At 74.1% G+C, this 24990-nt stretch carries 26 protein-coding genes; 9 read left to right on the forward strand and 17 right to left on the reverse strand.

Translation table 11 applies throughout. The annotated features are described in order from the left end of the window. Positions 1-85: 85 nt before the first annotated feature. From Ani05nite_RS28700 to Ani05nite_RS28730, 7 genes are all read right to left on the reverse strand, one after another. A complete protein-coding gene (locus Ani05nite_RS28700) occupies positions 86-763 on the reverse strand; it encodes an endonuclease V (protein WP_203773471.1) in 678 nt (225 codons plus the stop codon). A gap of 31 nt (positions 764-794) precedes the next feature. Beyond that, positions 795-1121 carry a hypothetical protein gene (locus Ani05nite_RS28705; protein WP_203773472.1) on the reverse strand — a complete coding sequence of 109 codons (327 nt, stop codon included), beginning with the start codon at positions 1119-1121 and terminating at the stop codon, positions 795-797. Continuing rightward, positions 1118-1312 (reverse strand): hypothetical protein, encoded by a 195-nt coding sequence (locus tag Ani05nite_RS28710; protein WP_203773474.1) that lies wholly within the window; start codon positions 1310-1312, stop codon positions 1118-1120. Before Ani05nite_RS28710 ends, Ani05nite_RS28705 begins: the two co-directional genes overlap by 4 nt. A 32-nt stretch (positions 1313-1344) precedes the next feature. Then, a complete protein-coding gene (locus Ani05nite_RS28715; protein ID WP_203773475.1) occupies positions 1345-1719 on the reverse strand; it encodes a DUF779 domain-containing protein in 375 nt (124 codons plus the stop codon). 3 nt (positions 1720-1722) lie between these two features. Next, positions 1723-3246, reverse strand: a complete 1524-nt coding sequence (gene adh / locus Ani05nite_RS28720; protein WP_203773477.1) for an aldehyde dehydrogenase — start codon at positions 3244-3246, stop codon at positions 1723-1725. A 39-nt stretch (positions 3247-3285) separates the two neighbouring features. Next, positions 3286-4569 (reverse strand): GAF domain-containing protein, encoded by a 1284-nt coding sequence (locus Ani05nite_RS28725; protein ID WP_203773479.1) that lies wholly within the window; start codon positions 4567-4569, stop codon positions 3286-3288. A gap of 72 nt (positions 4570-4641) precedes the next feature. Next, on the reverse strand, positions 4642-5793 hold the full coding sequence (locus tag Ani05nite_RS28730) for an SUKH-3 domain-containing protein (protein ID WP_203773481.1): 1152 nt from the start codon (positions 5791-5793) through the stop codon (positions 4642-4644). Positions 5794-5850: 57 nt separating this feature from the next. Between Ani05nite_RS28730 and Ani05nite_RS28735 the strand changes: the two genes are divergently transcribed. Continuing rightward, positions 5851-7287 carry an aldehyde dehydrogenase family protein gene (locus Ani05nite_RS28735; RefSeq protein WP_203773483.1) on the forward strand — a complete coding sequence of 479 codons (1437 nt, stop codon included), beginning with the start codon at positions 5851-5853 and terminating at the stop codon, positions 7285-7287. Here Ani05nite_RS28735 and Ani05nite_RS28740 read toward each other — a convergent pair. Beyond that, positions 7284-7436, reverse strand: coding sequence for a hypothetical protein (locus Ani05nite_RS28740; RefSeq protein ID WP_203773485.1), 153 nt, complete (start codon positions 7434-7436; stop codon positions 7284-7286). The genes Ani05nite_RS28735 and Ani05nite_RS28740 overlap by 4 nt on opposite strands. A gap of 112 nt (positions 7437-7548) precedes the next feature. Between Ani05nite_RS28740 and Ani05nite_RS28745 the strand changes: the two genes are divergently transcribed. Beyond that, positions 7549-8100, forward strand: a complete 552-nt coding sequence (locus Ani05nite_RS28745; protein WP_203773486.1) for a DUF3455 domain-containing protein — start codon at positions 7549-7551, stop codon at positions 8098-8100. Between the two features lie 181 nt (positions 8101-8281). Further along, positions 8282-9181 (forward strand): polysaccharide deacetylase family protein, encoded by a 900-nt coding sequence (locus tag Ani05nite_RS28750; RefSeq protein ID WP_203773487.1) that lies wholly within the window; start codon positions 8282-8284, stop codon positions 9179-9181. Here the strand turns inward: Ani05nite_RS28750 and Ani05nite_RS28755 are convergent. Further along, positions 9162-9527 (reverse strand): DUF3499 domain-containing protein, encoded by a 366-nt coding sequence (locus Ani05nite_RS28755; RefSeq protein WP_023358955.1) that lies wholly within the window; start codon positions 9525-9527, stop codon positions 9162-9164. The genes Ani05nite_RS28750 and Ani05nite_RS28755 overlap by 20 nt on opposite strands. Positions 9528-9725: 198 nt before the next feature. Here Ani05nite_RS28755 and Ani05nite_RS28760 point away from each other — a divergent pair, with 198 nt between their 5' ends. Beyond that, complete coding sequence (locus Ani05nite_RS28760) at positions 9726-10211, forward strand: metallopeptidase family protein (RefSeq protein ID WP_377883043.1); 486 nt, start codon at positions 9726-9728, stop codon at positions 10209-10211. Positions 10212-10246: 35 nt separating this feature from the next. On the opposite strand, the gene Ani05nite_RS28765 is transcribed toward Ani05nite_RS28760, so the two are convergent. The 4 genes from Ani05nite_RS28765 to Ani05nite_RS28780 all read right to left on the reverse strand — a co-directional run bounded on the left by Ani05nite_RS28765 (position 10247) and on the right by Ani05nite_RS28780 (position 15064). Then, positions 10247-10504, reverse strand: coding sequence for a WhiB family transcriptional regulator (locus tag Ani05nite_RS28765; RefSeq protein ID WP_015619224.1), 258 nt, complete (start codon positions 10502-10504; stop codon positions 10247-10249). Positions 10505-10817: 313 nt separating this feature from the next. Further along, positions 10818-13331 carry a bifunctional FO biosynthesis protein CofGH gene (locus Ani05nite_RS28770; RefSeq protein ID WP_203773489.1) on the reverse strand — a complete coding sequence of 838 codons (2514 nt, stop codon included), beginning with the start codon at positions 13329-13331 and terminating at the stop codon, positions 10818-10820. A gap of 158 nt (positions 13332-13489) precedes the next feature. Beyond that, positions 13490-13987, reverse strand: a complete 498-nt coding sequence (locus Ani05nite_RS28775) for a hypothetical protein (RefSeq protein ID WP_203773491.1) — start codon at positions 13985-13987, stop codon at positions 13490-13492. Between the two features lie 60 nt (positions 13988-14047). Next, a complete protein-coding gene (locus Ani05nite_RS28780) occupies positions 14048-15064 on the reverse strand; it encodes a hypothetical protein (RefSeq protein ID WP_203773493.1) in 1017 nt (338 codons plus the stop codon). Between the two features lie 115 nt (positions 15065-15179). Here Ani05nite_RS28780 and cofD point away from each other — a divergent pair, with 115 nt between their 5' ends. Genes cofD through Ani05nite_RS28790 form a run of 3 tightly spaced genes read left to right on the forward strand, consistent with a single transcriptional unit; the run spans position 15180 to position 17763 of the window. Continuing rightward, positions 15180-16136: a 2-phospho-L-lactate transferase gene (gene cofD, locus Ani05nite_RS41445; RefSeq protein ID WP_239130718.1), complete on the forward strand. Its 957-nt coding sequence runs from the start codon at positions 15180-15182 to the stop codon at positions 16134-16136. Then, on the forward strand, positions 16136-17176 hold the full coding sequence (locus tag Ani05nite_RS41450; protein WP_239130719.1) for a coenzyme F420-0:L-glutamate ligase: 1041 nt from the start codon (positions 16136-16138) through the stop codon (positions 17174-17176). The genes cofD and Ani05nite_RS41450 overlap by 1 nt, the downstream gene beginning before the upstream one ends. Beyond that, positions 17173-17763, forward strand: a complete 591-nt coding sequence (locus Ani05nite_RS28790; protein WP_377883047.1) for an NUDIX hydrolase — start codon at positions 17173-17175, stop codon at positions 17761-17763. Before Ani05nite_RS41450 ends, Ani05nite_RS28790 begins: the two co-directional genes overlap by 4 nt. Here Ani05nite_RS28790 and Ani05nite_RS28795 read toward each other — a convergent pair. Then, positions 17754-18869, reverse strand: a complete 1116-nt coding sequence (locus Ani05nite_RS28795; protein WP_203773495.1) for a mannose-1-phosphate guanylyltransferase — start codon at positions 18867-18869, stop codon at positions 17754-17756. The genes Ani05nite_RS28790 and Ani05nite_RS28795 overlap by 10 nt on opposite strands. A 45-nt stretch (positions 18870-18914) precedes the next feature. Next, the gene (locus tag Ani05nite_RS28800; RefSeq protein ID WP_203773497.1) at positions 18915-20060 is read right to left on the reverse strand and encodes a glycosyltransferase family 4 protein; all 1146 of its coding nucleotides are present in this window, start codon (positions 20058-20060) and stop codon (positions 18915-18917) included. A 172-nt stretch (positions 20061-20232) separates the two neighbouring features. Here Ani05nite_RS28800 and Ani05nite_RS28805 point away from each other — a divergent pair, with 172 nt between their 5' ends. Further along, positions 20233-20961, forward strand: coding sequence for a TIGR03089 family protein (locus Ani05nite_RS28805; protein ID WP_203773499.1), 729 nt, complete (start codon positions 20233-20235; stop codon positions 20959-20961). On the opposite strand, the gene Ani05nite_RS28810 is transcribed toward Ani05nite_RS28805, so the two are convergent. After that, a complete protein-coding gene (locus Ani05nite_RS28810) occupies positions 20932-22875 on the reverse strand; it encodes an acetoacetate--CoA ligase (protein WP_203773501.1) in 1944 nt (647 codons plus the stop codon). The two genes, Ani05nite_RS28805 and Ani05nite_RS28810, sit on opposite strands and share 30 nt — an antisense overlap. Before the next feature lie 16 nt (positions 22876-22891). Continuing rightward, a complete protein-coding gene (locus Ani05nite_RS28815; protein ID WP_203773502.1) occupies positions 22892-23407 on the reverse strand; it encodes an acyl-CoA thioesterase in 516 nt (171 codons plus the stop codon). Positions 23408-23457: 50 nt separating this feature from the next. Here Ani05nite_RS28815 and Ani05nite_RS28820 point away from each other — a divergent pair, with 50 nt between their 5' ends. After that, positions 23458-24921, forward strand: a complete 1464-nt coding sequence (locus Ani05nite_RS28820; protein WP_203773504.1) for a prolipoprotein diacylglyceryl transferase — start codon at positions 23458-23460, stop codon at positions 24919-24921. Positions 24922-24990 lie beyond the last annotated feature (69 nt).

Below are 24990 nucleotides of genomic sequence, written 5' to 3' on the forward strand. Positions count from 1 at the left end.
TCGGCACGATGTTCGACCCGCCGACCCTAGCGGAGCTGCCACGACCGCCGGGTCGCAACGGCGTGGCGTCACCGTGTCGGGACTGTTACATCCCGGTCGACCCGCCGAGCAGGGCGTCGCGGCAGGCCCGGTCGGCCGCCCGGGTCGTCTCCGGCAGCCGGAACCGCGGGGTCAGCGCCAGGGTCAGCGCGCACGCGGAGTCCAGGTCCATCCGATGCCCGACGGAGACGAAGACGGGCTTCACGCCGTCCCGGGTACGCAGCACCGCCCCCACGGTCTGCCCGGCGTCGACCAGGTCGGACCGGTCACCCCGGCGCTCGCCCGGCCCCGTCCAGCGGCCGACCAGCGGGGTCTTGCCGACGCCGAAGGACGGCCGGCCGGTGAGCACACCCAGGTGGCAGGCCAGCCCGAACCGCCGCGGATGGGCCAGCCCGTGACCGTCGCAGACGAGCACCTCGGGCCGCACGGTGAGCCGGTCCAGGGCCGCCAGCAGCGCCGGGATCTCCCGGAAGGCGAACAGCCCGGGCACGTACGGGAAAGCCGCCCGGCCCTGCACCACGGCGGTGTCGACGACCCGGTGGTCCGCGGCGTCCAGCACGACGATCGCGGCGGCCAGGCGCTCGCCGTCCTCGTGATAGGCCACGTCGAGACCGGCGACGGTCGCCGGCCGGGCGGGCCCGGGGCCGCCGAGCAGCCGGGGGCGCAGGGCGTCCTGCACGGCCAGCGCTTGTTCTTCGGTACGCGGCCAGTCGTCGTCGGTCACGCCGAGACGCTAACGCAGCGGCGGCCGGGCCTCAGGCCGCGTGGCCGCTCTGCGCCGCATGCGCGATGGCCCGGCGCAGCACGGACAGGGACACGGCCTGGTCGCCGGCCATCCGTTCGGTCAACGCCACCTCGATCCACTGGCGGACCAGGTGCGAATACGGCACGCCCTCCTGGGCGGCCGCCTCCCGGATCCGCTGCGCGAGAACGGGCGGCACCCGCAGACCCAGCGCCACCATCGGTTCGGCCTCCGGAACGGGTGGCAGCTGCACCGCGGCGGTCTCGTCGTAAGCCACCTCACCGCGGCCGAACGCCGTGGCGGCGTCGATGATCTGCTGCTCGCTGTACCCGTCGGTCATGACGTCGCCTCCCATGCCTCGAACCGCGCCAGCTCGGGCGGGGTCATCTCCCTGGCCCCGATGATCTGCTGCTCCAGCCCGGCGAGCAGGCGCACCGCGACGATCAGCGGGCGTCCGGACGCCGTCCGTCCCGAGACGGTCAGGAAGCGTACAACGATTGTTGAACGGCGGGATACCGGTGGCCCGGCCACGGGTGGTTGCCTCCCCGTGGCCGGGCCGCCGGTCACGACGCCAGCGCCGCCAGCTCCTCCGGCGTGAGCATCCGGCTGCGGATCAGGAAGCGCACCCCCTCAGGCGCCTCCAGACTGAAGCCGCTGCCGCGGCCCGGCACCACGTCCACCGTGAGGTGGGTGTGCTTCCAGGCCTCGAACTGCGAGGTGCTCATCCAGAAGGAGATCGGCTCCGGTACGCCGTCGATGTGCAGCTCCTCGAGCAGCACGTCGCTGCCGCCGGTGCGGAACTCGCCCTCGAGGTAACACATCGGGGCGCTGCCGTCGCAGCAACCGCCCGACTGATGGAACATCAGCGGGCCGTGCTGCCCCCGCAGCGACCGCATCAGCTCGGCCGCCGCGGGTGTCACGTCCACTCGCGCGCCCATGGCCTAGAAGAACCCCATGGCCTTGGGCGAGTAGCTGACCAGCAGGTTCTTGGTCTGCTGGTAGTGGTCCAGCATCATCTTGTGGTTCTCCCGGCCGATGCCGGACTGCTTGTAGCCACCGAACGCGGCGTGCGCCGGGTACAGGTGGTAGCAGTTGGTCCACACCCGGCCCGCCTTGATCGCCCGTCCGGCCCGGTACGCGGTGTTCATGTCCCGGGTCCACAGGCCCGCGCCGAGGCCGTACAGGGTGTCGTTGGCGGTCTTGATCGCGTCGGCGTAGTCGGTGAACGAGGTCACCGAGACCACCGGGCCGAAGATCTCCTCCTGGAAGATCCGCATCGAGTTCGAGCCCTCGAAGACGGTCGGCTGCACGTAGTAGCCGCCGGCCAGGTCGCCGCCGAGGTCCGCGCGGGCGCCGCCGATCAGCACCTTGGCGCCCTCCTGCCGGCCGATGTCGAGGTAGGACAGGATCTTCTCGAGCTGGTCGTTGGAGGCCTGCGCGCCGACCTGGGTGTCGGTGTCCAGCGGGTTGCCCTGCTTCATGTTCTCCACGCGCTTGACGCCCGCGGCCAGGAAGTCGGAGTAGTGGCCCTGCTGGATCAGCGCCCGCGACGGGCAGGTGCAGACCTCGCCCTGGTTGAGGGCGAACATCGAGAAGCCCTCGAGCGCCTTGTCCATGAAGTCGTCGTCGTGCGCGCTGACGTCGTCGAAGAAGATGTTCGGGCTCTTGCCGCCGAGCTCCAGGGTCACCGGGATGATGTTCTCGGCGGCGTACTGCATGATCAGCCGGCCGGTGGTGGTCTCGCCGGTGAACGCCACCTTGGCCACCCGGTTCGAGCTGGCCAGCGGCTTGCCGGCCTCGACGCCGAAGCCGTTGACGATGTTCACCACGCCCGGCGGCAGCAGGTCGGCGATCAGCGACATCCAGTAGTGGATCGAGGCCGGGGTCTGCTCGGCCGGCTTGAGCACGACCGCGTTGCCGGCGGCCAGCGCGGGCGCCAGCTTCCAGACCGCCATCAGGATCGGGAAGTTCCACGGGATGATCTGCGCGACCACGCCGAGCGGCTCGTGGAAGTGGTAGGCCACGGTGTCGTCGTCGATCTCGCCGAGGGTGCCCTCCTGGGCCCGCAGCGCGCCGGCGAAGTAGCGGAAGTGGTCGATGGCCAGCGGGATGTCCGCGGCCATGGTCTCGCGGACCGGCTTGCCGTTCTCCCACGTCTCGGCCACCGCGAGCTGCTCGAGGTTGGCCTCCATGCGGTCGGCGATCTTGTTGAGGATGGTGGCCCGCTCGGCCACGGAGGTCCGGCCCCAGGCGTCGGCCGCGCCGTGGGCGGCGTCGAGGGCCCGCTCCACGTCGTCGGCGGTGCCGCGGGCGATCTCACAGAAGTTCCGGCCGTTGACCGGCGAGGGGTTCTCGAAGTACTGGCCCTTGACGGGCGGTACGTACTCGCCACCGATCCAGTGGTCGTAGCGGGACTCGTAGTTGACGATCGCGCCGTCGGATCCGGGCGGGGAGTAGATGGCCATGCGCGTGTCCTCCGTACCTGGTTCGGATGCGGAGTGACGTTAGTTACGGCGACGTTGCGCCAACGTTGCAAGGCCGTACTCGGCGGCGAGCCTGGCGATCCGGTTCCGGGCCAGGGAGCGGGCCGGGGAGCCGGCGGGCAGCGCGGTCCGGTAGGCCTCCCACATCTCCAGGTCGTCGGCCCCCCAGGGAGCGTTGACCCAGGTCTGCAACAGGCGCGGGTCGCCGCCGGTCAGCACGGCGGCGCGCAGCCGGGAGTCGATCAACGCGCGGAGCCGGGCCACGCCGGGCGCGTCCGACGACGGCAGCAGCGGGCCGGGGTAGGCGGCGAGCGCCTCCGCGACCAGCCCGCGCTCCAGCAGCCGGGTCACCGTCAGGAAGTCCGCGTCGACCTCGGCCCGCAGCCGGTACGGCCGGGAGTCCAGCAGCTCGGGGCCGAGGATGCGGCGCAACCGGGACAGCTCGGCGCGGACGGTCACCGGGTTCAGGTCGTCGGCGTAGAGATCGAAGCCGAGCTGATCCCCGGTACGCCCCTCCGGGTGCAGCAGGAGCAGCACCAGCAGCTCCGAGTGCCGGCGGCCGAGCCGCAGCCGCTTGCCGCCGATCGACAGCACGGCGTCCTCGCGGCCGAGCACCGACACCGTGGCAATGCGCGAGCCGCCCGGTGGCTGCCGGGACCCCAGATAGGCCTCGGCGGCCAGCGCGGTGGCCCGGACCAGCGCGAGGCTGTGCGGGTTGGCCAGGTGGTCGCCGCCGGTCACGTCGATCGCGCCCAGCAGCCGCCCGGTCGCCGGGTCGTGGATCGGGGCGGCCGCGCAGGTCCACCGCTGCACGCCCCGGGTGAAGTGCTCGGTGGCGAAGATCTGCAGCGGGTGGTCGACCGCGAGTGCGGTGCCCGGCGCGTTGGTGCCGGCGTGCGCCTCGTCCCACCGGGCGCCGGGCACGAAGTTCATCGACTCGGCGCCGCGCAGCACCGAGGCGGTGCCCTCCACCCAGAGCAGCCGGCCGTGCGCGTCGCAGACGGCCATCAGGTGGTCCCCGTCGTCGGCCAGCCCGCCCAGCAGGTCCCGGAAGATCGGCAGCACCCGGGCCAGCGGGTGCGCGGCCCGGTACGCCTCCAGCTCCCCGTCGCTCAGCTCGATCGGCGCGGTGCTGTCCGGGCTGACCAGCGCCCCCGCCGAGCGCCGCCACGACGCGGCCACCACGTCGCGGACCTGCGTGACCGGCTGTTCCCCGGTCACGAACCGCTCGTGCGCCCGGCCCACCTGCGTGATGCGCTCCGCAGGATCGGTGCCGAGGGCGAGCGCGAGCCACGGGTTGGACATGCGCACCTCCAGTCCCGTCCATCGTGACCCGCATCACGCCCGACGACAACTACCTGTTCAGCGGGCTGGTGATCAGCCGCGGACCCGGGGCGCGGCCCGGCCCAGCAGCAGCGTGTCCAGGGCCGTCGGGAGCCCCGTGCCGAGCGACCACTCGCCGCTCTCGTCGATCAGGAACACCCGCCGGTCGGGGTCCAGGGCCAGGAAGCCCTCGTAGCCGGCGAGGCCCAGCGGGAAGAGCGGCGCGCCGACCCGCCGGGCCACCCGGGCCAGCGTGTCCGCGGTGTCGGCGGCCCACGCCGGATCGATGTGGAAACCGGCGGTGCGCACCGACCGGCCGGGCACCTGGACCTCGGAGCCGGCGTCCAGATAGCGCTCGACGGCCTCGACCGCGGCCGGGAAGACGGTGTGCTCGTGCGCCACGCCGCGGGCGGCCAGCACCCGTTCGATCCGCTCGGCGGCCCGCGCCGGGGTCACGGGCGGGCGGCGGTGCAGGCGGCGACGGTCCACCTGCCGCTGCCACCAGGAGTCCCGCCGCCGGCTCCCGGCCCGCGCGGCCGGTCCGGGCGGGCGGAGGCCCAGCACCTGGGCGCAGGTGGCGCACGGGCGACCGGTCGACTCGCCCTGCCGGGGGTCGGCCGGCTCGCGGACCCGCCACAACCGCACGTGCGCCTCGACCTCGCGGGGCTCGGCGTCCAGCGAGCGCATCGCCTCGCCCAGGGCCACCAGCTCGGGATGCCACTCGGCGCCGCGTACCCGGGCCCGCGCCGGCACCCGGGCCAGCCGGGCGCGGACCAGCGGATGCAGCGCCGGCGGCTCGTCGCCCCGGACGCTCGCGGCCCGGACGGTGACCGATTCCAGCGTGACCTCGGCGACCGCGCCGGGGGTCTCGACCGGGGGGCCCGCGCCGGGACGCGGCAGCGCGCCGTCCTCGTACTCCAGCTGCCGGCGGTACTGCTCGCTCAGGTAGGCCGGGTTGGCGAAGCCGGCGACCCGGCCGGTGAGCTTGTCCACGAACGAGGTGTAGCCGGCGGTCACGCCCGGGGCGTACAGCGCCCAGCCGAGCTCCTCCTCGCGCAGCACCACCTGCGACGGCGGGCAGCCGGCGCGGTCGGCCCAGCGCACCGCGATGCGCTCCAGGACGTGCGGCGGCAGGCCGGCCGGGTCGGCCGGATCCTCCGGTCGCTCCACGGTCACACCACTGGGCAGCACCTGCCGCATAGTCATCGATCCTCCCCGGCCGCGCGCCGACCATACCGGCGGACCGCGGCATAGGCTGGCCCGGTGGACACGACAGCGTTCTACGTCGCGGGCGAAGCGGCTCACGGTGACGCCGAGACGACAGTGACCCATCCGTACGACGGAAGTGCGGTCGGGCGTACCACCTGGGCCACCGAGGCGCAGGTCGAAGCGGCCGTCGCGGCCGCGGCCGAGGTGGCCGACCGGGCCGCGGCCCTGCCCGCGCACGTGCGCGCGGCCGCCCTCGACCACGTCTCCCGCCGCCTCGCCGAGCGCCGCGAGGAGGTCGCCGCGCTGATCACCGCGGAGAACGGCAAGCCGCTCAAGTGGGCCCGCGTCGAGGCCGACCGGGCCGTGTCGGTCTTCCGGTGGGCGGCCGAGGAGGCCCGCCGGTTCGCCGGCGACCTCCAGCGCCTCGACACCGATGCCGCCGGCACGGGCCGGCTCGCGCTGGTCAAGCGCGTGCCGCGCGGGCCGGTGCTGGGCATCTCGCCGTTCAACTTCCCGCTCAACCTGGTCGCGCACAAGATCGCCCCGGCCCTCGCGGTGGGCGCGCCGATCGTGCTCAAGCCGGCCCCGGCGACCCCGCTGACCGCGCTGCTGCTCGGCGAGATCCTGGCCGAGACCGACCTGCCGGCGGGCATGTTCTCCGTGCTGCCGGTGCCCAACGACCGCGCGGCGGCGCTGGTCGCCGACCCGCGCCTGCCGATCGTGTCGTTCACCGGCTCCGGCCCGGTCGGCGCGCAGATCCGCCGGTCCGCCCCGGACAAGCACGTGACGCTCGAGCTGGGCGGCAACGCGGCCGTGCTGCTCTGCGGCGACTACGGCAGCGACGCCGACCTGAGCTGGGCGGCCCAGCGGGTGGCGACCTTCGGCACCTACCAGGCCGGGCAGAGCTGCATCGCGGTCCAGCGGGTGTACGTGCACGCCGGCCTCACCGGCTTCCTGCCGCGCCTGCTCGACGCGGTCAACGCGCTGCGCACCGGCGACCCGCGCGACCCGGAGGTCGAGGTCGGCCCGATGATCAGCGAGGACGCGGCGCGCCGGGTCGAGGAGTGGGTCGACGAGGCGGTGGCCGCCGGCGCGACCGTGGCGGTGGGCGGCAAGCGCGACGGCGCCACGTACCCGCCGACCGTGCTGACCGGGGTCCCGGCCGGCGCCAAGGTCGTCGCCGAGGAGGTCTTCGGGCCGGTGCTGGTGGTCTCCGAGGTCGGCGACGACGCGGCCGGCTTCGCGGCGATCAACGACTCGGCGTACGGGCTGCAGGCGGGCGTCTTCACCCACAACCTGCAGACCGCGTTCGCCGCGCACCGCGAGCTCAAGGTCGGTGGCGTGATCGTGGGCGACGTGCCGTCGTACCGGGCCGACCAGATGCCGTACGGCGGGGTGAAGGGCAGCGGGGTGGGCCGGGAGGGCGTGGCCAGCGCGATGGACGACTACACCGAGCCCCGGGTCATGGTCCTCACCGGCATCGACCTCTAGACGGTCACGGCCGGGTCGGTGCGCAACCGGCTGTAGAGCAGCCCGTCGCACCACCGGCCGGCCCGGAACTCCGCGGCCCGGACCGTGCCACTCCGGCAGCAGCGCGATGTCGATCTCCCGGTCACCGGGCGCAGGTGAAGGTCGATCACCCGGTCAGGATCGTCCATCCGGGCAGGGAACGTCGCCTTTCGGGCAACCGGCGATCCGTGGCCGTCCGGTGTGCGTACCCGGAGGCGACAGACCAATCGGAGGAGAACACCCATGCCCCGTACTCGCACCAGTCTGCGTGCCGTGACCCTGGCCGCCGCCGCGACCGTCCTGGTCGGCGTCGGCGCGGTCAGCTACAACGCCTCGGCCGCCGAGGTCGCCGGCGGCGCCCGCCCACATCCGAGCGCCACACCGTCGGTCATCGATCCGCCGGCCGGGCTGCACCGCCTCGGCGCGTACCGGGTGATCCGGGGCACCCAGACCTACACCTGCGCGGGTGGCGTCTTCACCGGGCCGTCGGTGCCCGAGGCCCGGCTGGCCGGCCCCGGCGGCCTGCTGCACCACTTCAAGGGCCCGAGCTGGCAGTCCGAACGCGACGGTTCCCTGGTGACGGCGAGCAAGACCGCCGAGCTGGCGCGGCCCGGCTCCATCCCGGAGCTGCTGCTCACCGTCACCGGCCACAGCGGCCCGGCCGACGGCCTGCTGGCCCGGGCGAAGAACATCCAGCGGCTGTCCACCACCGGCGGGGTGGCCCCGGCCGGGGCCTGCACCGACGGCACCACCAAGGCCGTCCCCTACGGCGCCGTGTACGTCTTCTGGGGCTGATCCCGCACCCACGTCGGCGGCCGGCCCGGGGACGCGCACCCGTCGTCCCCGGGCCGGCCGGTCGATGTGCCATCTTCTCCCCGATGAGTGCCACTCCGGCCGGCGATGGGCCCTTTCGCGGGGTGGTGGCACCATATTTCATCCGTCCTCGTCGGTCCCCAACGGACGGAGTTCGCCCGCGATGCGTACCCCTCAGGTTCTGCTGCTCGGCCTCGCGCTCGGCCTGCTGGCCGGCTGCGGCACCACTGTGACCGGTGCCGCGCCGACCACCTCGGCCGCCGCGCCGGCGCCGGCCGCGGCGCGCTCCGCCCCGGCCCGCGCCGCCGGGAAGCCCAAGTCGGCGGCCCCGGCGAAGCGCCGGCCGGTGCGGACCAAGCCGGCGAAGAGCCGGCCGGCCGCGGGCGGGCCGGCCAGGTCCCGGGCGGCGAAGCCCGCCAAGGGCCACCCGCACGGTCCCGCCGGCAGCCTGATGCGCACCGGGCGGGCCGGCGTGGCGCTCACCTTCGACGACGGGCCCGACCCGGTGCAGACGCCCGCGCTGCTCGACCTGCTCCGGCGGCGGCACGTCAAGGCGACGTTCTGTGTGGTCGGCCGCAACGTGCGGGCGTACCCGGAGCTGGTCCGGCGGATCGCCGCCGAGGGCCACACCCTCTGCAACCACACCTGGAAGCACAGCCTGACGCTGGGCCGGCAGCGGCCGGCCGTGATCCGGGCGGACCTCCAGCGCACCAACGACGCCATCCGGAAGGCGGCGCCCGGTGCGAAGATCGCATACATGCGGGCGCCGGGCGGCAACTTCACGCCCGCGTTCGTCCGGGCCGCCACCGACCTCGGCATGACGTCGATCTACTGGCAGGTGGACCCGCGCGACTGGGAGCACCCCCAGGGCGAGACCCCGGCCGCCCACGAGGCGAAGATCGTGCGCGTCGTCCAGAAGCGGGTGAGCCGCGGCGCGATCGTGCTGTCCCACGACTACCGGCAGCCGGGCACGATCGCGGCGTACCGCAAGCTGATCCCCTGGCTGCAGAAACGCTACCGGCTCGTGGCACTGCCCCGCGACGTCAGTGCGAGGGCGGGATGACGCGCAGGTGACCGCGGCGACCGGTCTGGTGGCCGGGCAGGTTGTCGTGCTCCTCCGGCCGCGGCGGGGGCGCCGGGCGGGCCGCCTCGCGGACGGCGTCGGCCAGCGCCACCAGGTCGTCGGTGGTGGGCGGCGGTGGGGCGAAGTCGCCGTCGTGCCGGACCAGCTCCCAGCCGCGCGGGGCGGTGAGGCTGCGGGCGTGCGGCTCGCACAGGTCGTACGTGTGCGGCTCCGCGAAAGCCGCCAGCGGGCCGACCACCGCGGTGGAATCGCTGTAGACGTAGGTCAGTGTGGCGACCGCCTGTCGGGGACAGCCGTTGCGGGAGCAGCGCCGTGGTGACCTCACGGCGGCACGTTATCTCCCCGCGGCGGCCGGTCACCGCGACACGCCGACCCGCGATGCATCACGATTTCGACATGGCGCACCGACACGCCGTCCCGATGGGACGAATTCCCCGGCCCCGGCCGGCCGGGTGGAAAAGACGAAACGCGTCGGACACAGCCTGAGCACGGACGACAGCTCGCGCGGGCTAGGCTGGCCGACGTGACTACCAGCCCCGACCGCCGGCGCTCCGGCGCGGACCCCGGCCGGTCGGCCCGCGCGGCCGGACCGGGCCGGCCCACCCGGCGCGACCGGCACGGGCGTGGCCTGCGCGGCCGGCTCGTGCCGGCGACGGTGCCGCTCGCCCGGACCAAGGCGGAGATCTTCGACGACCTGGTGCTGGACACCGTCGAGGGTCTCGAACGGCGCTACGCCAAGGAGCTCGCCGGCGTCGAGTTCGCCGTCGAGGACGTGCCCCCGGAGCTCAACGTCTACGACTCCGACGTGCTCGAGGACGGCGAGGTCCCGCTGGCCCGCCTGTTGCCGGGCCGGCCCGGCCGCCAGGAGCTGCCGCCGCGGATCGTGCTCTACCGGCGGCCGCTGGAGTTCCGGGCGATGGACCGCGAGGACCTCGCCGACCTCGTGCATGACGTGATCATCGAGCAGGTTGCCAACCTTCTCGGTGTCGATCCTGACGAACTTTCCTAGAGACGGCCCCCCGGCGTCTGCAGGAATGCGGCCGGTCAGGCCACGCGGCGCTTGAGCTTGCGGCGTTCGCGTTCGCTGAGCCCGCCCCAGATACCGAAACGCTCATCGTGACCCAGCGCGTACTCCAGGCACTCGGCCTTGACGTCACACCGGCCACAGATCCGCTTCGCCTCGCGCGTCGAACCGCCCTTCTCCGGGAAGAAAGCCTCTGGATCGGTCTGCGAGCACAGCGCCCGCTCCTGCCACTCGGGCGCGTCCCCGAGCAGGTCCACCCCTTCAACCTGCGCTTCCATCGGCGTGCCTCCTTTTCCGCGCCGGCAGCGATGCCTGCGCTGACCCCCCACGCACGCGGCGTGTTTCTTGCGGGAAATACGCGGTTCGCGACGCGCCTTTCCCACAACCCCACCGAAATTACACGCGTGTAAGACGTGCGTCGTCAAGCCGAACCTGATAAATAGGCCCGTTTCCCCCAAGGCGCCGTGACGGCCTCACGGGTCCCGTTCCAGCCCTATCTGTCCGGGCCACCGGAAGGTAACGCGAGGTCGGCGCGTCGAGTCCAAATTACCCCATTTTGTGATCTCTTGACTAGGGGTGTCCGGGGAGTGATCAGCGGCGGCCGTACACGGTCGTGCGCTCGGCCGCGGGCCGGCCGGCCGCCGCGGCCAGCTCCTTCAATTGGGCGACCGTCCGCGCCGAGCCGTGCTCCGACCCGGCCATCCGCGAGATCGTCTCCTCCATCAGCGTGCCGCCGAGGTCGTTGCAGCCGCCGTTGAGCATCGCGATCGTGCCCTCGTCACCCAGCTTCACCCAGGAGCACTGGATGTTGCCGATCCGCCCGTGCAGCAGGATCCGGGCCATCGCGTGCACGACCCTGTTCTCCCGCCAGGTCGGCCCGGGACGGGCGATGCCGGCCAGGTAGATCGGGGCATTGGTGTGGATGAACGGCAACCCGACGAACTCGGTGAAGCCGCCGGTCACGTCCTGGATGCCGGCCAGCACCCGGAAGTGGCCGAGCCACTGCCGGGGGTGGTCGACGTGGCCGTACATCATGGTCGAGCTGGAACGGATGCCCACCTGGTGGGCCGTGGTCACCACGTCGATCCACGCCGACGCGGGCAGCTTGCCCTTGGTCAGCACCCAGCGCACGTCGTCGTCGAGGATCTCGGCGGCGGTGCCGGGGATCGTGTCGAGCCCGGCGTCGTGCAGCTCGGTCAGCCACTCCCGGACGGACACCCCGGCCTTGGCGGCGCCGGTGACGATCTCCATCGGCGAGAAGGCGTGCACGTGCATGCCCGGCACCCGGCGCTTCACCGCCCGGACCAGGTCGGCGTACGCGGTGATCGGCATCTTGGGGTCGATGCCGCCCTGCATGCAGACCTCGGTGGCCCCGTCCTTCCACGCCTCCTCGGCGCGGTCGGCGACCTGCTCGACCGACAGCCGGTACGCGTCGGCGTCCTGCTCGCGCTGGGCGAACGCGCAGAACCGGCAGCCCACGTAGCAGACGTTGGAGAAGTTGATGTTGCGGTTGACCACGTAGGTCACGTCGTCGCCGCTGACCTCCCGGCGGAGGTCGTCGGCCAGGCGGGCCAGCTCGTCCAGCGCCGAACCGTCCGCGTTGAACAGCGCCATCGCCTGGACCTCGTGGGCCGGGTCCAGCAGGGCCGCCGGATCCTCGGCCGCCAGCTTCAGCCCGGCCAGCACGTCGGACTCGATGCGCGGCACGACCTTGCCCTCGCCGGCCGCCACCGCCTCGGCGGAGATGTGCGCGGCCACCTCGGCCCAGTCGCCGTACACGCTGTCGAAGTCGCCGCGGCGGTCGCCGGTGCGGCCCTCGGTGTCGATCGTGGCGAACAGATCGGTGCGGCCGCTCGCGTACGCGTCGTCGGGCTCCTGCCAGGGCCGCCCGGTCGGCATCGCCTCCTCGCGGGCCAGGCCGGTCGCCGGGTCGGCCAGCGCCGCCACGTGCGCGGCCAGCCGCGGGTCCAGCCAGCTCTCGCCGCGGCGGACGTACTCGGGATAGATGGTCAGGCGCTCACGCAGCTCGAAACCGGCCGCGCGCGAGTGCTCGCGCAGCGCCTCGATCTGCGGCCAGGGACGCTCGGGGTTGACGTGGTCCGGGGTCACCGGCGAGACGCCGCCCCAGTCGTCGATGCCGGCGCGCAGCAGCAGCGCGTATTCACCGGCGATGAGGTTGGGCGGGGCCTGGATGCGGGCGCGCGGGCCGAGGATGACCCGGGCGACCGCGACCGTGGCGGCCAGCTCGCGCAGCTCGGCGTCCGGCATGCCGCGCATCGCCGTGTCCGGCTTGGCGCGGAAATTCTGGATGATGACTTCCTGGATGTGGCCGTACTCGCGGGCCGTGCGGCGCATCGCGAAGATCGCGTCGATCCGCTCGGCCGGGGTCTCGCCGATGCCGATCAGGATGCCCGTGGTGAACGGGACCCCGACCCGGCCGGCGTCGTCCAGCACCCGCAGGCGGACGGCCGGCTCCTTGTCGGGCGAGCCGTAGTGCGGGCCGCCGGGCTCGGACCACAGCCGGGTCGCGGTGGTCTCCAGCATCATCCCCATGCTCGGCGCGACCGGCTTGAGCCGCTGGAGGTCGGCCCAGCTCAGCACGCCGGGGTTGAGGTGCGGCAGCAGGCCGGTCTCCTCCAGCACCGCGATCGCGCAGGCCCGCACGTAGTCCAGGGTCGAGTCGTAGCCGCGCTCGTCCAGCCACTGCCGGGCGGCCGGCCAACGCTCCTCGGGCCGGTCGCCGAGGGTGAACAGCGCCTCCTTGCAGCCCTGGGCGGCGCCCTCACGGGCGATCGCCAGCACCTCGTCCCGCTCCAGGAACGCCGCCGGCAGCCGGTGCGGCACCGTCGCGAAGGTGCAGTAGTGGCAGCGGTCGCGGCACAGCCGGGTCAGCGGGATGAAGACCTTCTTCGAGTACGTGACCACGCCGGGCCGGCCCGCCTCGCGCAACCCGGCGTCGCGGATCCCGCCGGCCACCGCCAGCAGGTCGTCGAAGTGCTGCCCGGCCGCGGCGAGCAGGGCCGTCGCCTCGCCGGCGTCGATCGCCTTGCCGTCGGCCGCGCGCTTGAGCGCACGACGGATGCTGGCCTCAGTCACGTCTGCCACCCGTGCAGCCTAGGCCGGAAAGATGTCAGCCGCGTCCGCGGCGACCTGGTAGCGGCAGTGGTCTGGAACACGCCGGTCCGGCGGGGCGCCGGCCGGGCCGGCCGCGAGTTGTCCCCGCCGCGGCCCGGCTCGGCGTGACGTGCGGGCCGGAGCACACGTCAGGCCGGCTCCGCGACGGCCGGCAGGCCGTCGTCCTCGTCCCGGGCGCGGACCGCGGCCTGGAGCAGGGCGGCGTCCACCGCCACCTGCCGTTGCGCGGCCCGGTGGGCCGACTGCTGAACGGCCTGCTCCTGCAGCGCCCGGAGGTGCAGTGCCGCCCGGCGCCGCGCCGCCTCCTCCGCGTCGAAGCGGTCGGCCGCCCGGCCCGCGGCCTGGCGCGCCGCGGCTTCCCGGCCGTCGAGACGCTGGGCGAGGCCGGCCGCGGCCGCTCGCGCCGCCGCCTCTCGCCGGTCCAGGCTCTGCGCCAGGCCGGCGGCAGCCGCCCGCGCGGCGGCCTCCCGGCGGTCGAAGCTCTGCGCCAGGCCGGCCGCGGCCACCCGCGCCGCGGCCTCCCGCCGGGCGAGGAGCTGGGCCGCGTCGGCGCTGTCCCGCGATGGCGGTGCCGCGGCGGCCACGCTGGGCCGGTGCCCGGGGTCGTCGGTGTCGTGCGCCTGCACTGTTTGTTCTCCAGGGAACGGCAACGGCGCCCCGGGCCGGGGCGCCGTCGGCGGATGGGGTCAGGGGCGGGGCGGGGGTTCCTCGCCCACGATGCGGGTGCGGTCCGCGTCCTCGGCGTCCCGGTGCGGGATCGCCTGGGTCGGGTCGGCGTGGCCGCCCGGCTGCTGCGGCTGGCCGTAGCCCGGCGGCGGGTAGGCCGGCTGGCCATAGGCGCCCGGCGACGGGTGACCCGGCGCCGGGGCGAACGGTCCCGGCGGGGTGCCCGGTGCGCCACCCGACACCGGCGGCGCCGAGGCCGGCGGCGCGGACGACGGCGTCACCGTCTGCTGGCCGGAGGTGGGCGCGGCCCAGCCCTGGGCCGCCGGGGGCTGCCCCCACTGAGCCGGCTGCTGCGGGCCGGGCTGGGGGGCGTGCTGGTGCAGGGGCTGCGTCTGACCGGGCTGCGGCTGGGCCGGCCCGGGCGGGCCGTAACCGGCGGGCGGCGGGTAGCCGGGCTGCTGCTGGTAGCCGGGCTGGCCGTACGGCTGCTGCTGCTGCTGCCACTGCTGGGGCTGGCCGTACATGCCGGGCGGGGCCTTCGGCTTGGGCGTGTAGAACAGGTTGCGCCAGATCAGGAACACCGCGTAGCCCGCCGCCGCGAACACCGCCAGCCAGGCCGCGCGGACCAGGAACTCCTCGAAGGCCACCCGGCCACTCCAGCCGGCGATCTTCACCAGCGCGATGAGGAAGCCGAAGACGACCGCGAAGAAGGCCGCCACCGCGTACTCGACCAGGGCCGCGATCGTGATCAGCTTGGCGTGCCGGTGCACCGGCTGGACCATCGTGGCCAGCAGCACGGCGGCCAGCGGCAGCACCAGGATCTCGAGGTTGACGAAGCCGTAGAAGCTGTTCTGCACCCGGGTCAGGAAGTCCTGCCCCACGCCGGAGGGGATCAGCCGGATCACCGCCACGAACAACCAGATCGCGGGCGCGGCCACCAGGGCGTACGCGGTGAGATCACGCAACGGCCGGATCACCGGGACGACCGGGCGCACCGGGGGATGCGGCGGCTGCTGCGGCGGCGGTGTGCTGGTCACAGCTGGACTCCTGACACGGGGGGACGGACAAGTCGGCTCAGCCTAGACCCGATACGCACATCACACCCGCCACCCACAGCCCGCGGATCCGGCCGCGGTGCGCAAGGATGGTCGGATGCGGATCGTGGTCCTGACCGGGGGGATCGGCGGCGCCCGGTTCCTGGTGGGCGTGCGCGCCCACGCCCGGCGAATCGGCGCCGACGTCACGGCGGTGGTCAATGTCGGCGACGACGTGCGCCTGCACGGGCTGCAGATCTGCCCCGACCTGGACAGCGTCATGTACACCCTGGGCGGCGCGGCCGACCCGGAACGCGGCTGGGGCCGGGTCGGCGAGACCTGGGTGGTCAAGGAGGAGCTGGCCCGGTACGGCGCCGAGCCCTCCTGGTTCGGCCTGGGCGACAAGGACACGGCCACCCACCTGGTCCGCACGACGATGCTGAACGCCGGCTACCCGCTGTCGGCGGTCACCGCCGCGCTGTGCGAGCGCTGGCAGCCGGGCCTGACCCTGCTCCCGGCCACCGACGACCGGCTGGAGACCCACGTGGTCGTGGACGTCGACGGCGAGCGCAAGGCCATCCACTTCCAGGAGTGGTGGGTGCGCCACCGCGGCGCCGTGCCGACGCACCGGTTCGTGTTCGTCGGGGCGGAGGCGGCGAAACCGGCGGCCGGCGTGCTGGAGGCGATCGGGTCGGCCGACGTGGTGCTGGTGGCGCCGAGCAACCCGGTGGTCAGCATCGCGCCGATCCTTGCCGTACCGCTGCTCAAGGAGGCCGTGCTGGACGGCCCGGCGCCGGTCGTCGGGGTGTCGCCGATCATCGGCGGCGCGCCGGTGCGCGGCATGGCCGACCGCTGCCTGGCCACGCTGGGCGTCGAGGTGAGCGCGGCGGGCGTCGGCGGCCTGTACGGCGCGCGCGCCGACCGCGGCCTGCTGGACGGCTGGCTGGTCGACACGACCGACGAGGGCACGGCGATCCCGGGGGTGACGACCCGGGCCGTCCCGCTGTGGATGCGCGACGAGGACGCGACGGCCGCGATGGTGACCGCGGCGCTGGAGCTGGCGGGGGTGGCCTGATGGACGGGCTCGAGGTGCTCCCGGTCCGCGGCATCGGCGACGTGACGATCGGCGACGACCTGGCCGAGCTGATCACGGCGAACGCGCCCTGGCTGCGCGACGGGGACGTGCTGGTGGTGACCAGCAAGATCGTGTCGAAGGCCGAGGGCCGCCTGGTCGAGGTCCCGGCCGACGGACCGGAGCGCGAGGCGGCCCGCGAACGCGCGCTGGCCGCCGAGACCCGCCGGGTGGTGGCCCGCCACGGCCCGACGGCGATCGTGCAGACCCATCACGGGTTCGTGATGGCCGCCGCCGGCATCGACGCGTCCAACGTCGACAAGACCCACCTGGTGCTGCTGCCCGCGGATCCGGACGCGTCGGCCCGGGCCCTGCGCGACGCGCTGCTGGAGCGCGGCCTCCGGGTGGGCGTGATCGTGTCCGACACGATGGGCCGGGCCTGGCGCAACGGGCTGACCGACGTCGCGCTGGGCGCGGCCGGCATCGAGCCGTTCCGCGATCACCGGGGCGAGATCGACCCGTACGGCAACGAGCTGCAGCTCACCCAGATGGCCGTGATCGACGAGCTGGCGGCGGCGGGCGAGCTGGTCAAGGGCAAGTGCGACCAGGTGCCGGTGGCGGTGGTGCGCGGCTACCCGGGCGCCGGCACGGATCAGGGCGCCGGCGCGGTGGCCCTGCTGCGGGACGCCGCCAGCGACATGTTCTCCCTCGGTACGGCCGAAGCCCGCGCGGCCGGCCTGCGCGACGCGGCCACTCTCCCGGACGCCCCGGCCGGCCCGGCTCCGGCGGCGCCCGACGCCGTCGCGCGGGCCCTGGCCACCGTGGCCGGGAGCCTGGCCGAGGGCACCGAGGTGGTCACCACCGCGGCGGGAACGCTGCGCTGCGCTCCCCGGCGGGCGACGCCGGACGCGCTGATGCGCCTGGGCGCCGACGTGCACCGGCTCCGCGCCGCACTCACCGCCGAGGGTCTGTCGACCGTCGTCACCTACGAGGACACCGCCGCGATCGTCGCGGTGTCCGCCGCCCGAGGGATGTCGCTGTGACCCTGTTCGAAGACGCTGTGACCCTGTTCGAAGACGCCGTCGAGACCCTCGGCCGCTGGCGGGCCACCTCCGAGGCGGCCGACCTGGCCCGCAAGCGCACCCAGGAGCTGCTCGCCGCGGGCCCGGTGGCGATGACCCGGCGGCACCGCCCGGGCCACGTGACGGCCAGCGCGCTCATCGTCGACGAGCGGCGTCGCGTGCTGCTCTGCCTGCACGGGCGGCTGGGCCTGTGGATGCAGGTCGGCGGGCACTGCGAGGCGGCCGACGGCACGCTGGCGGTGGCCGCCCTGCGGGAGGCCACCGAGGAGTCCGGGATCGCCGGGCTGCGGCTGGACCCGGACCCGATCGACGTGGACATCCACCCGGTGCGCTGCGCCGCGGCGGCGGGTGAGCCGGCCGGGCCCACCCACCACTACGACGTGCGCTTCCTCGCGGTCTGCCCGCCCGGCGCGGTCGAGCGGATCAGCGACGAGTCGGCCGCCCTGGGCTGGTTCACCGCCGATGACCTGCCCTCGCCGCTGGCCGACGGCGTCGTCCAGCAGCTGGCCCCGGCCTTCGCCAGGCTGGGCCGGCCCGATCAGATGTAGTGCAGCTCGCCCTTGTTGCGCAGGTCGTCGACCAGGGACTTCACTTCCTGGGCGCGTTCGCGCGGGCAGACCAGCACCGCGTCCGGGGTGTCCACGATGATCAGGTCCCGCACCCCCAGGGCGGCCACCAGCCGGCCGGAGTTGGGCACCACGACCAGGTTCTCCGTCTCGCGCAGCAGCACCGACTGCTGGCCCGACGCGTCCTTGCCGACCACCACGTTGCCCGCGCTGTCCGCGGTCAGCACCTCGCCCAGCGTGTGGAAGTCGCCCACGTCGTTCCAGCCGAAGTCGCCCGGGACCGTGCCGACCCGGCCCACCGTGGCCGCGCCCTCCATGACCGCGTAGTCCACCGAGATCCGGGGCAGCGTCGGCCAGACCTCGCCGAGGACCTCCTCGCGGGACGAGGTGTCCCACGCCTGGGTGATCCGGGAGATGCCCGCGTGCAGCTGGGGCTGCTGGCGGGCCAGCTCGGTCAGGAAGACGTCCACCCGCCAGACGAACATGCCCGCGTTCCACAGGTAGTTGCCCGACTTCACGTAGCTCTCGGCCACGTCGTACGAGGGCTTCTCCTTGAACTCCTCGACCGACAGCACGGCGCCGTCGCCGACCTGGCCGCCGCACTGGACGTAGCCGTAGCCGGTCTCCGGGCGGGTCGGGGTGATGCCGAGCGTCATCAGCAGGCCCTGGCGGGCGCCGGCCATCGCGTGCTCGATCACCTTGATGAAGCCGGGGCCGTCCGAGATGAGGTGGTCGGCGGCGAACGAGCCCATCAGGGCCTCGGGCTCGCGGCGCGCGATCACCGCGGCGGCCAGGGCGATGGCCGCGCAGGAGTCGCGCGGGGACGGCTCGACGATGATGTTCTCGACCGGCACCGCGGCCAGCTGGCGGGACACCTCGGCCGCGTGGGCGACGCCGGTCACCACAAGCACCTTCTCCGGCGCGGCCAGCGGGCTGAGGCGGTCGACGGTCGCCTGGAGCAGGGAGGCGTCGGTGCCGGTCAGCGGGTGCAGGAACTTCGGGTGACCGGCCCGCGAGAGCGGCCATAGACGAGTGCCACTTCCACCCGCGGGAATGACGGCGTACAGCGCGCCCTGGTTCTCACTCATGCGCACGGAGTGTAACGAGCGCAGGTTACCGCTGGGCGCCAAGCCTCATGCCGCCACCCTGTTCCACGTCGCGACGTGGGCCTCGGCGCTGGTCGACCAGTTGAATTCCTTGGCCCGGTCGAAGCCCGCCTTGGCCAGGGTGAGCCGGCGTGGCTCGTCGTGCAGCAGGTCGGCGAGGTCCTCGGCGATGCGGTCCGGGTCCTCGGTCGTGTACGCCACCGCGTCGCCGCCGACCTCCGGCAGGGACAGCCGCGGCGTGGTGAGCACCGGCGTGGCGCAGGCCATCGCCTCGAGGATGGGCAGCCCGAAGCCCTCGCCGAAGGACGGGTAGCAGGCCACCAGCGCGCCGCCGAGGAAGCCGGGCAGGTCGGCGTACCGCAGGTAGCCGGGGCGCAGCAGGCGCAGGTGCGACGGCACCTCGGCCACCGCCCGGTCGATGTCGTCGTCGTGGCCCTGGCCGCCGGCGACGACCAGCGCGGGCGGGCGCGGCCAGTCGGCCACCGCGCGGGCCCAGCCGCGGATCAGGTTGGGCACGTTCTTGCGCGGCTCCTTCGCGCCCAGGAAGGCGACGTAGCCTGCATCGGTCAGGCCCAGACGAGCCCGCACCCTGGCCTTTTCCTCCTCGGTGGGCGCGTGGAACGCGGTGTGGTCCACGCCGTGGTACGCCACGTCGATGTGCGTCGGGTCGGCGTCGAGCAGGCGGATCAGCTCGTCGCGGGTCGCCTTGCTGGGCACGATGACCCGCGCGGCGCGGCGCAGCGAGGTCTTGATCGCGCTGCGGAAGAACGTCCGCTTGGTGTTGTCGTAATGCTCCGGTTCGGTGAAGAACGTCGCGTCGTGCACAGTGACCGTCACCGGGCAACCCGCGCGCAGCGGGCAGGTGTAGAAGGGCGAGTGCAGCACCTGGGCGCCGACCTGCTGGGCCAGCAGCGGCAGGCCGGTCTGCTCCCAGGCCAGCCGGGCGGGCCGGTGGGCGACCGCCGAGGGGCCGGCGATGACCTCAGCGCCGGTCAGCATGCGTGAGTAACGCTCCGCATCCGAACGCTGGGCGACGACGGCCAGGTCGATGCGCTCCGGGCCGATCTCGGCGAGGGCGCCCAGGAGCCCGTCGACGTATCTGCCGACACCGCCCCGGTCGGCGGGGACGCTGGTGGCGTCGACGAGGACTCGGGGTGGACGACCGGCGGTCACGTGGCAACTCCTCGGGGGCTGTGGGCCAGACCACTGGCAAGGGTACGCCGCTCGATGGGTCCCGTGTCGACCGCGACACCGTCGTGCGCACGACCTTTCCGAGTCCCCCGCGCGGCCACGCCGAGCCGAGATCGGACGGTCACCCACCGTCAACGGACTATCGTCAGCTCCGATGATGGAGACTATTCCGGCGGCCCTCGCGGCAGCCGTGCGCCGCGACCCCACCACGCCCCTGCTGACCTGGTACGACGACGCCAGCGGCGACCGCACCGAGCTGTCCGGCGCGACCCTGGACAACTGGGTCGCCAAGACCGCCAACCTGCTGGTCGACGGGGTCGGCCTCGGCTCCGGCGACTCGGTGGCCGTGCTGCTGCCGCCGCACTGGCAGACGGCGGCGGTGCTGCTCGGCGGGTGGTCGGCCGGCCTCGCCGCCGACCTGGGGCCCGACCCGCAGCCGGTGGAGGTGCTCTTCACCACACCGGAGCGCGCCGAGGTCGCGGCGGCCTGGTCCACCGGCGACCGGTACGCCACCGGCCTGCTCCCGCTGGCCGCGCCGCTGCGGGAGGTGCCGCCCGGCTTCATCGACTACACGATCGAGGTACGCGGCTTCGGCGACCGGTTCGTCGCCTCCGCGCCGGTGGACCGCAACGACCGGGCGCTGGCCGGCCCGGTCGAGGAGAGCCACCTGTCGGTCTGCCGCACCGCCACCGAACGCGCCGCCGAGCTCGGCATCAAGCCCGGCGACCGGGTGCTGGTGGACGCCCGCGCCTACCCGGACCCGGCCGACTGGCTGCTGGCGCCGCTGATCGCCGGGGCCAGCATCGTGCTCTGCGGCCACCTCGACCCGGCGCGGGTCGAGAGCCGGTCCGCCTCAGAGCGGGTCACGCTCCGACTGACGTGACGTCGCCAGCCGTTCGAAGGCGGTCAGCGACTCGGGGTTGACCAGGGCGCCGGAGGCGGCGGCCCGCTCGGCCGGGACGCCGGTGAGGATGCGCTTCACCGGGACCTCCAGCTTCTTGGCCGACAGCGTGCGCGGCACCGCGCGTACCTGGTGGATCTCGTCGGGGACGTGCCGGGGCGAGAGCGCGGCCCGCAGCTCGGCGCGGATCCGGCCGCGCAGCTCGTCGTCCAGCTCGGCGCCCTCGGCCAGCACGACGAAGAGCAGCAGCTCGTCCTGGCCGTCGGCGTCGAGGTGCACGACCACCGAGTCGACGACGCCGGGCACGTTCTCCACGACCGTGTAGAACTCGGCGGTGCCCAGCCGGACCCCGCCGCGGTTGAGTGTCGCGTCGGAGCGGCCGGTGATGACGCAGGTGCCGTCCTCGGCGATGGTGATCCAGTCGCCGTGCCGCCACACCCCGGGATAGACGTCGAAGTACGCCTCGAAGTACCGCCGGCCGTCCGGGTCGTTCCAGAAGCCCACCGGCATGCTCGGCATCGGCGCGGTGACCACCAGCTCGCCCAGCTGCCCGAGGACCGGCTTGCCGTCGGGGTCGTACGCCTCCACCCGGGCGCCGAGCGCCCGGCACGAGATGACGCCCTCGATCACCGGCAGCAGCGGGGTGCCGCCGACGAACCCGGTGCACACGTCGGTGCCGCCGGACAGCGACTGGAGCTGCGGCCGGTCGCCGAGCGCCTCGTACACCCAGTGGAACCCCTCGGCCGGCAGCGGCGCGCCGGTCGAGCCGACCCCCCGGACCGCGTTCGGCGGCGGCACGACGCCGGCCTTGCGGCAGGCCATGAGGAACGGCGCGGACGTGCCGAAGTAGGTGATGCCCTGCTCGGCGGCGAGCCGCCACAGCGCGCCCAGGTCGGGATGGCCGGGGTTGCCGTCGAACAGCACGATCGCCGCGCCCACCGCCGGGCCGGAGACCAGGAAGTTCCACATCATCCAGCCGGTGGTGGTGAACCAGAAGAACCGGTCGCCCGGGCCCAGGTCGTGGTGCAGCGCGAGCATCTTGAGGTGCTCGAGCAGGATGCCGCCGTGGCCGTGCACGATCGGCTTGGGCAGGCCGGTGGTGCCGGAGGAGTAGAGAACGTAGAGCGGGTGGTCGAACGGGACCGCGGCGAAGCTCAGCGGGTCGTCGCCGTCCAGCTCGGCCCAGTCTCCGCCGCCGTGCAGGTACCCGATCGTGATGACGTGCTCGACGCTGGGCAGCGCGGCGCGGATCTCGGCGACCTCGGCGCGGCGGTCCACCGCCTTGTCGCCGTAGCGGTAGCCGTCGACCGCGACCAGCACCTTGGGCTCGATCTGGGTCCACCGGTCGATGACGCTGCGCGAGCCGAACTCGGGCGCGCAGGAGGAGAAGACCGCGCCCAGACTGGCGGTCGCGAGCATGAGGACGTACGTCTCCGGGATGTTCGGCGCGTAGGCCGCAACCCGGTCGCCCGGGCCGACGCCCAGCCGGCGCAGCCCGGCGGCGGCCCGCCGGACCTGGTCGCGCAGCTGCCGGGCGGTGAGCGTCACCGGCTCCCGGGTCTGGGAGTACGCGAGGACGACCGGATCGTCGTCGGCCAGCCCGGGCATCCGCAGCACGTGCTCGGCGTAGTTCAGCGTGGCGCCGGGGAACCAGCGCGCGCCCGGCATGGTCGCGTCGGGCAGCGTCGCGGTCGGCTCGGTGTGCGCGATGACGTCGAAGTAGTCCCAGACCGCCCGCCAGAAGCCGGCGAGGTCGGTGACCGACCACTGCCACAGCTCGGCGTAGTCGGCCGCGTCCACGCCGCGCTCGGCGCGCAGCCAGGTCAGGAACCGACCCATCCGGGACGTCTCGAGGACGTCCGCCGGCGGGGTCCACAGCACTGTGCCCGTCGTCATGCGCCCACCTTAATCATCACTCAGCCGGAGCGGAGCGGGCGTCCTGGATCGCCTTGCGGCGGGCCAGGCGGTGCTCGCGGCGGATGATCGCCTCCCGGAAGCGGCGCTCGTCCTCCGGCGACTCGGGCAGCACCGGGGGCACGGCCCGGGGATGACCGGAGACGTCGACGGCGACGAAGACCAGGTACGCGGTGGCCACGGTGAGCGGCTCCCCGCCGGCGGTGTCCCAGCGCTCGCCGGTCAGCTTCACGCCCACCTCCATCGAGGTGCTGCCGGTCCAGTTCACCTGCGCGTACGCGTGCACGAGGTCACCGACCCGCACCGGCTCCACGAAGATGATCTCGTCGATGGCGGCGGTGACGGCCGTACCGCCGCTGTGCCGGGCCGCGGCCGCGCCGGCGACGTCGTCGACGAACTTCATCAGCACGCCCCCGTGCACCGTGCCGTACAGGTTGACGTCGGTCGCGTTCATGATCCGGCTGAGGGTGACCCGCGAGTGCGAGGTCGTTCGTCCCACGGGTTGGTCACTCATGTCCGACACGTTACTTCCGCGCCGTTGCCGCAGCCGGGTACGGTCCGCACGTGCGCCATCTGAGATCCATCCTGTATGCCCTCGTCCTGGCCCCGGCGGTCTGGATCCTCTGCGGTGTCGGCTTCGACCAGGACCTGACCGGGCGGGCCCGCGACAACGGCGGCATCGAGTCGCTGTCCGGCGTCCTGTTGCTGGTGCTGGCCGGGGCGGCGTACGCGATCCTGCTGTTCTCCCCGATCTCCCCGCTGGGCCCGCTGCTGGCCGGTCTGGCCTTCCTCGGCGTCGGCGCCTGGGCCCGGCTCGCGCCGTCGTCCTACGCCGGAGTCTGGCCCGGGAACGTGGCCTCGGACGGGTTCGACCTGAGCACTCCCGGCTACGGGCTGGCGGTGTTGCTGGCGGTGCCGCTGGTGGCGACGGCGCTGAGCGCGCGGCGCTGGCGGGGCTTCGAGCCGCCGGAGATCCTGTTCGTGGGCACGATCGGGCGGGCGCGCGGGGCGGCGGCGGTGGCCGGCACGCCGATGGCCTCGGAACGAACGGCGGTCATCCCGCAGCAGCGGCCCGGGTCCGGCCCGGGCTTCGGCGGGTCGGCGGCGGAGGCGACGCAGGTCGTCGGGCCGGGCCGGCCGATGGGGCCGGCCGGGGACGCGACGCAGGTCGTCGGCCTGGGCCGCCCGGCGGGGCCGGCAGGGTCGGCAGGGTCGGCAGGGTCGGCGGAGGAGGCTACGCAGGTCGTCGGGCCGGGGCGGCCGATGGCAGCGACCGAGGACGACGACGAGAAGACGACCGTCATGCGGCTCGGGCGGCAGCCGGGCGCGGAGGAACCCACCGAGGTCGTGCCGGCCGCCGCCGAGGAAGCGACCGAGGACGTGGCGGCGAGCGAGGACGCCACCGCGACGCTCTCGGGCCTCGACGACCCGACCCGCGACATGGCCGCGGACGAGACCACCCGCGACGTGGCCGCGGACGAGACCACCCGCGACGTGGTCGAGCCGGGCGCGATCAGGCCGGGTCGGCCCGGGTCCACGCCCGGGGAAGAGACGACGCAGGACGTGACCGGGTCCGACGTGACCGCGGCCTTCCCCGACGACGGCGACGAGCGGACTCAGCTCCTCGCGCTGCCCCGAGCCGACGGCCGGTCCGCGGCGGCCGCCGACCGGGGTGAGCAGACCCAGGTGATCCGGGCCGGCACGGTCGAGCCGCCCGGCGACCGCACCCAGCTGTTGAGCTTCCCGGCACCGGCCGAGGCCGTCACGGTCGCGACGCCGGTGACCGATCCCGGCGAGCAGACGTCGATCGTGGCGGCCGAGCGTCCCGATCCGGGCGATGACCCGACGACGCTGCTGACGCCGCCGGCTCCGCCGCCCGCCGGGGCGACCACCCGGGCGAACCCGGACCGCTCCGTCACGACGGTGAGCAGCCTGGAACGCCCGGCCGACGAGGCGGCGGACGACACCCGGCCGCTGACGCTGCCCGCCCCGCGCCCACCGGCCCAGGACGACGCGACCCACCGGTAGCCCGACAGCGGCCCAGCGCCCCGTCACCCGCACCGCGCCCCGAGCCACTCGGGCGCGGTGCGGCCTGAC

This window comes from Actinoplanes nipponensis (genome assembly GCF_016862275.1).
GTDB classification, from domain to species: Bacteria; Actinomycetota; Actinomycetes; order Mycobacteriales; family Micromonosporaceae; genus Actinoplanes; species Actinoplanes nipponensis.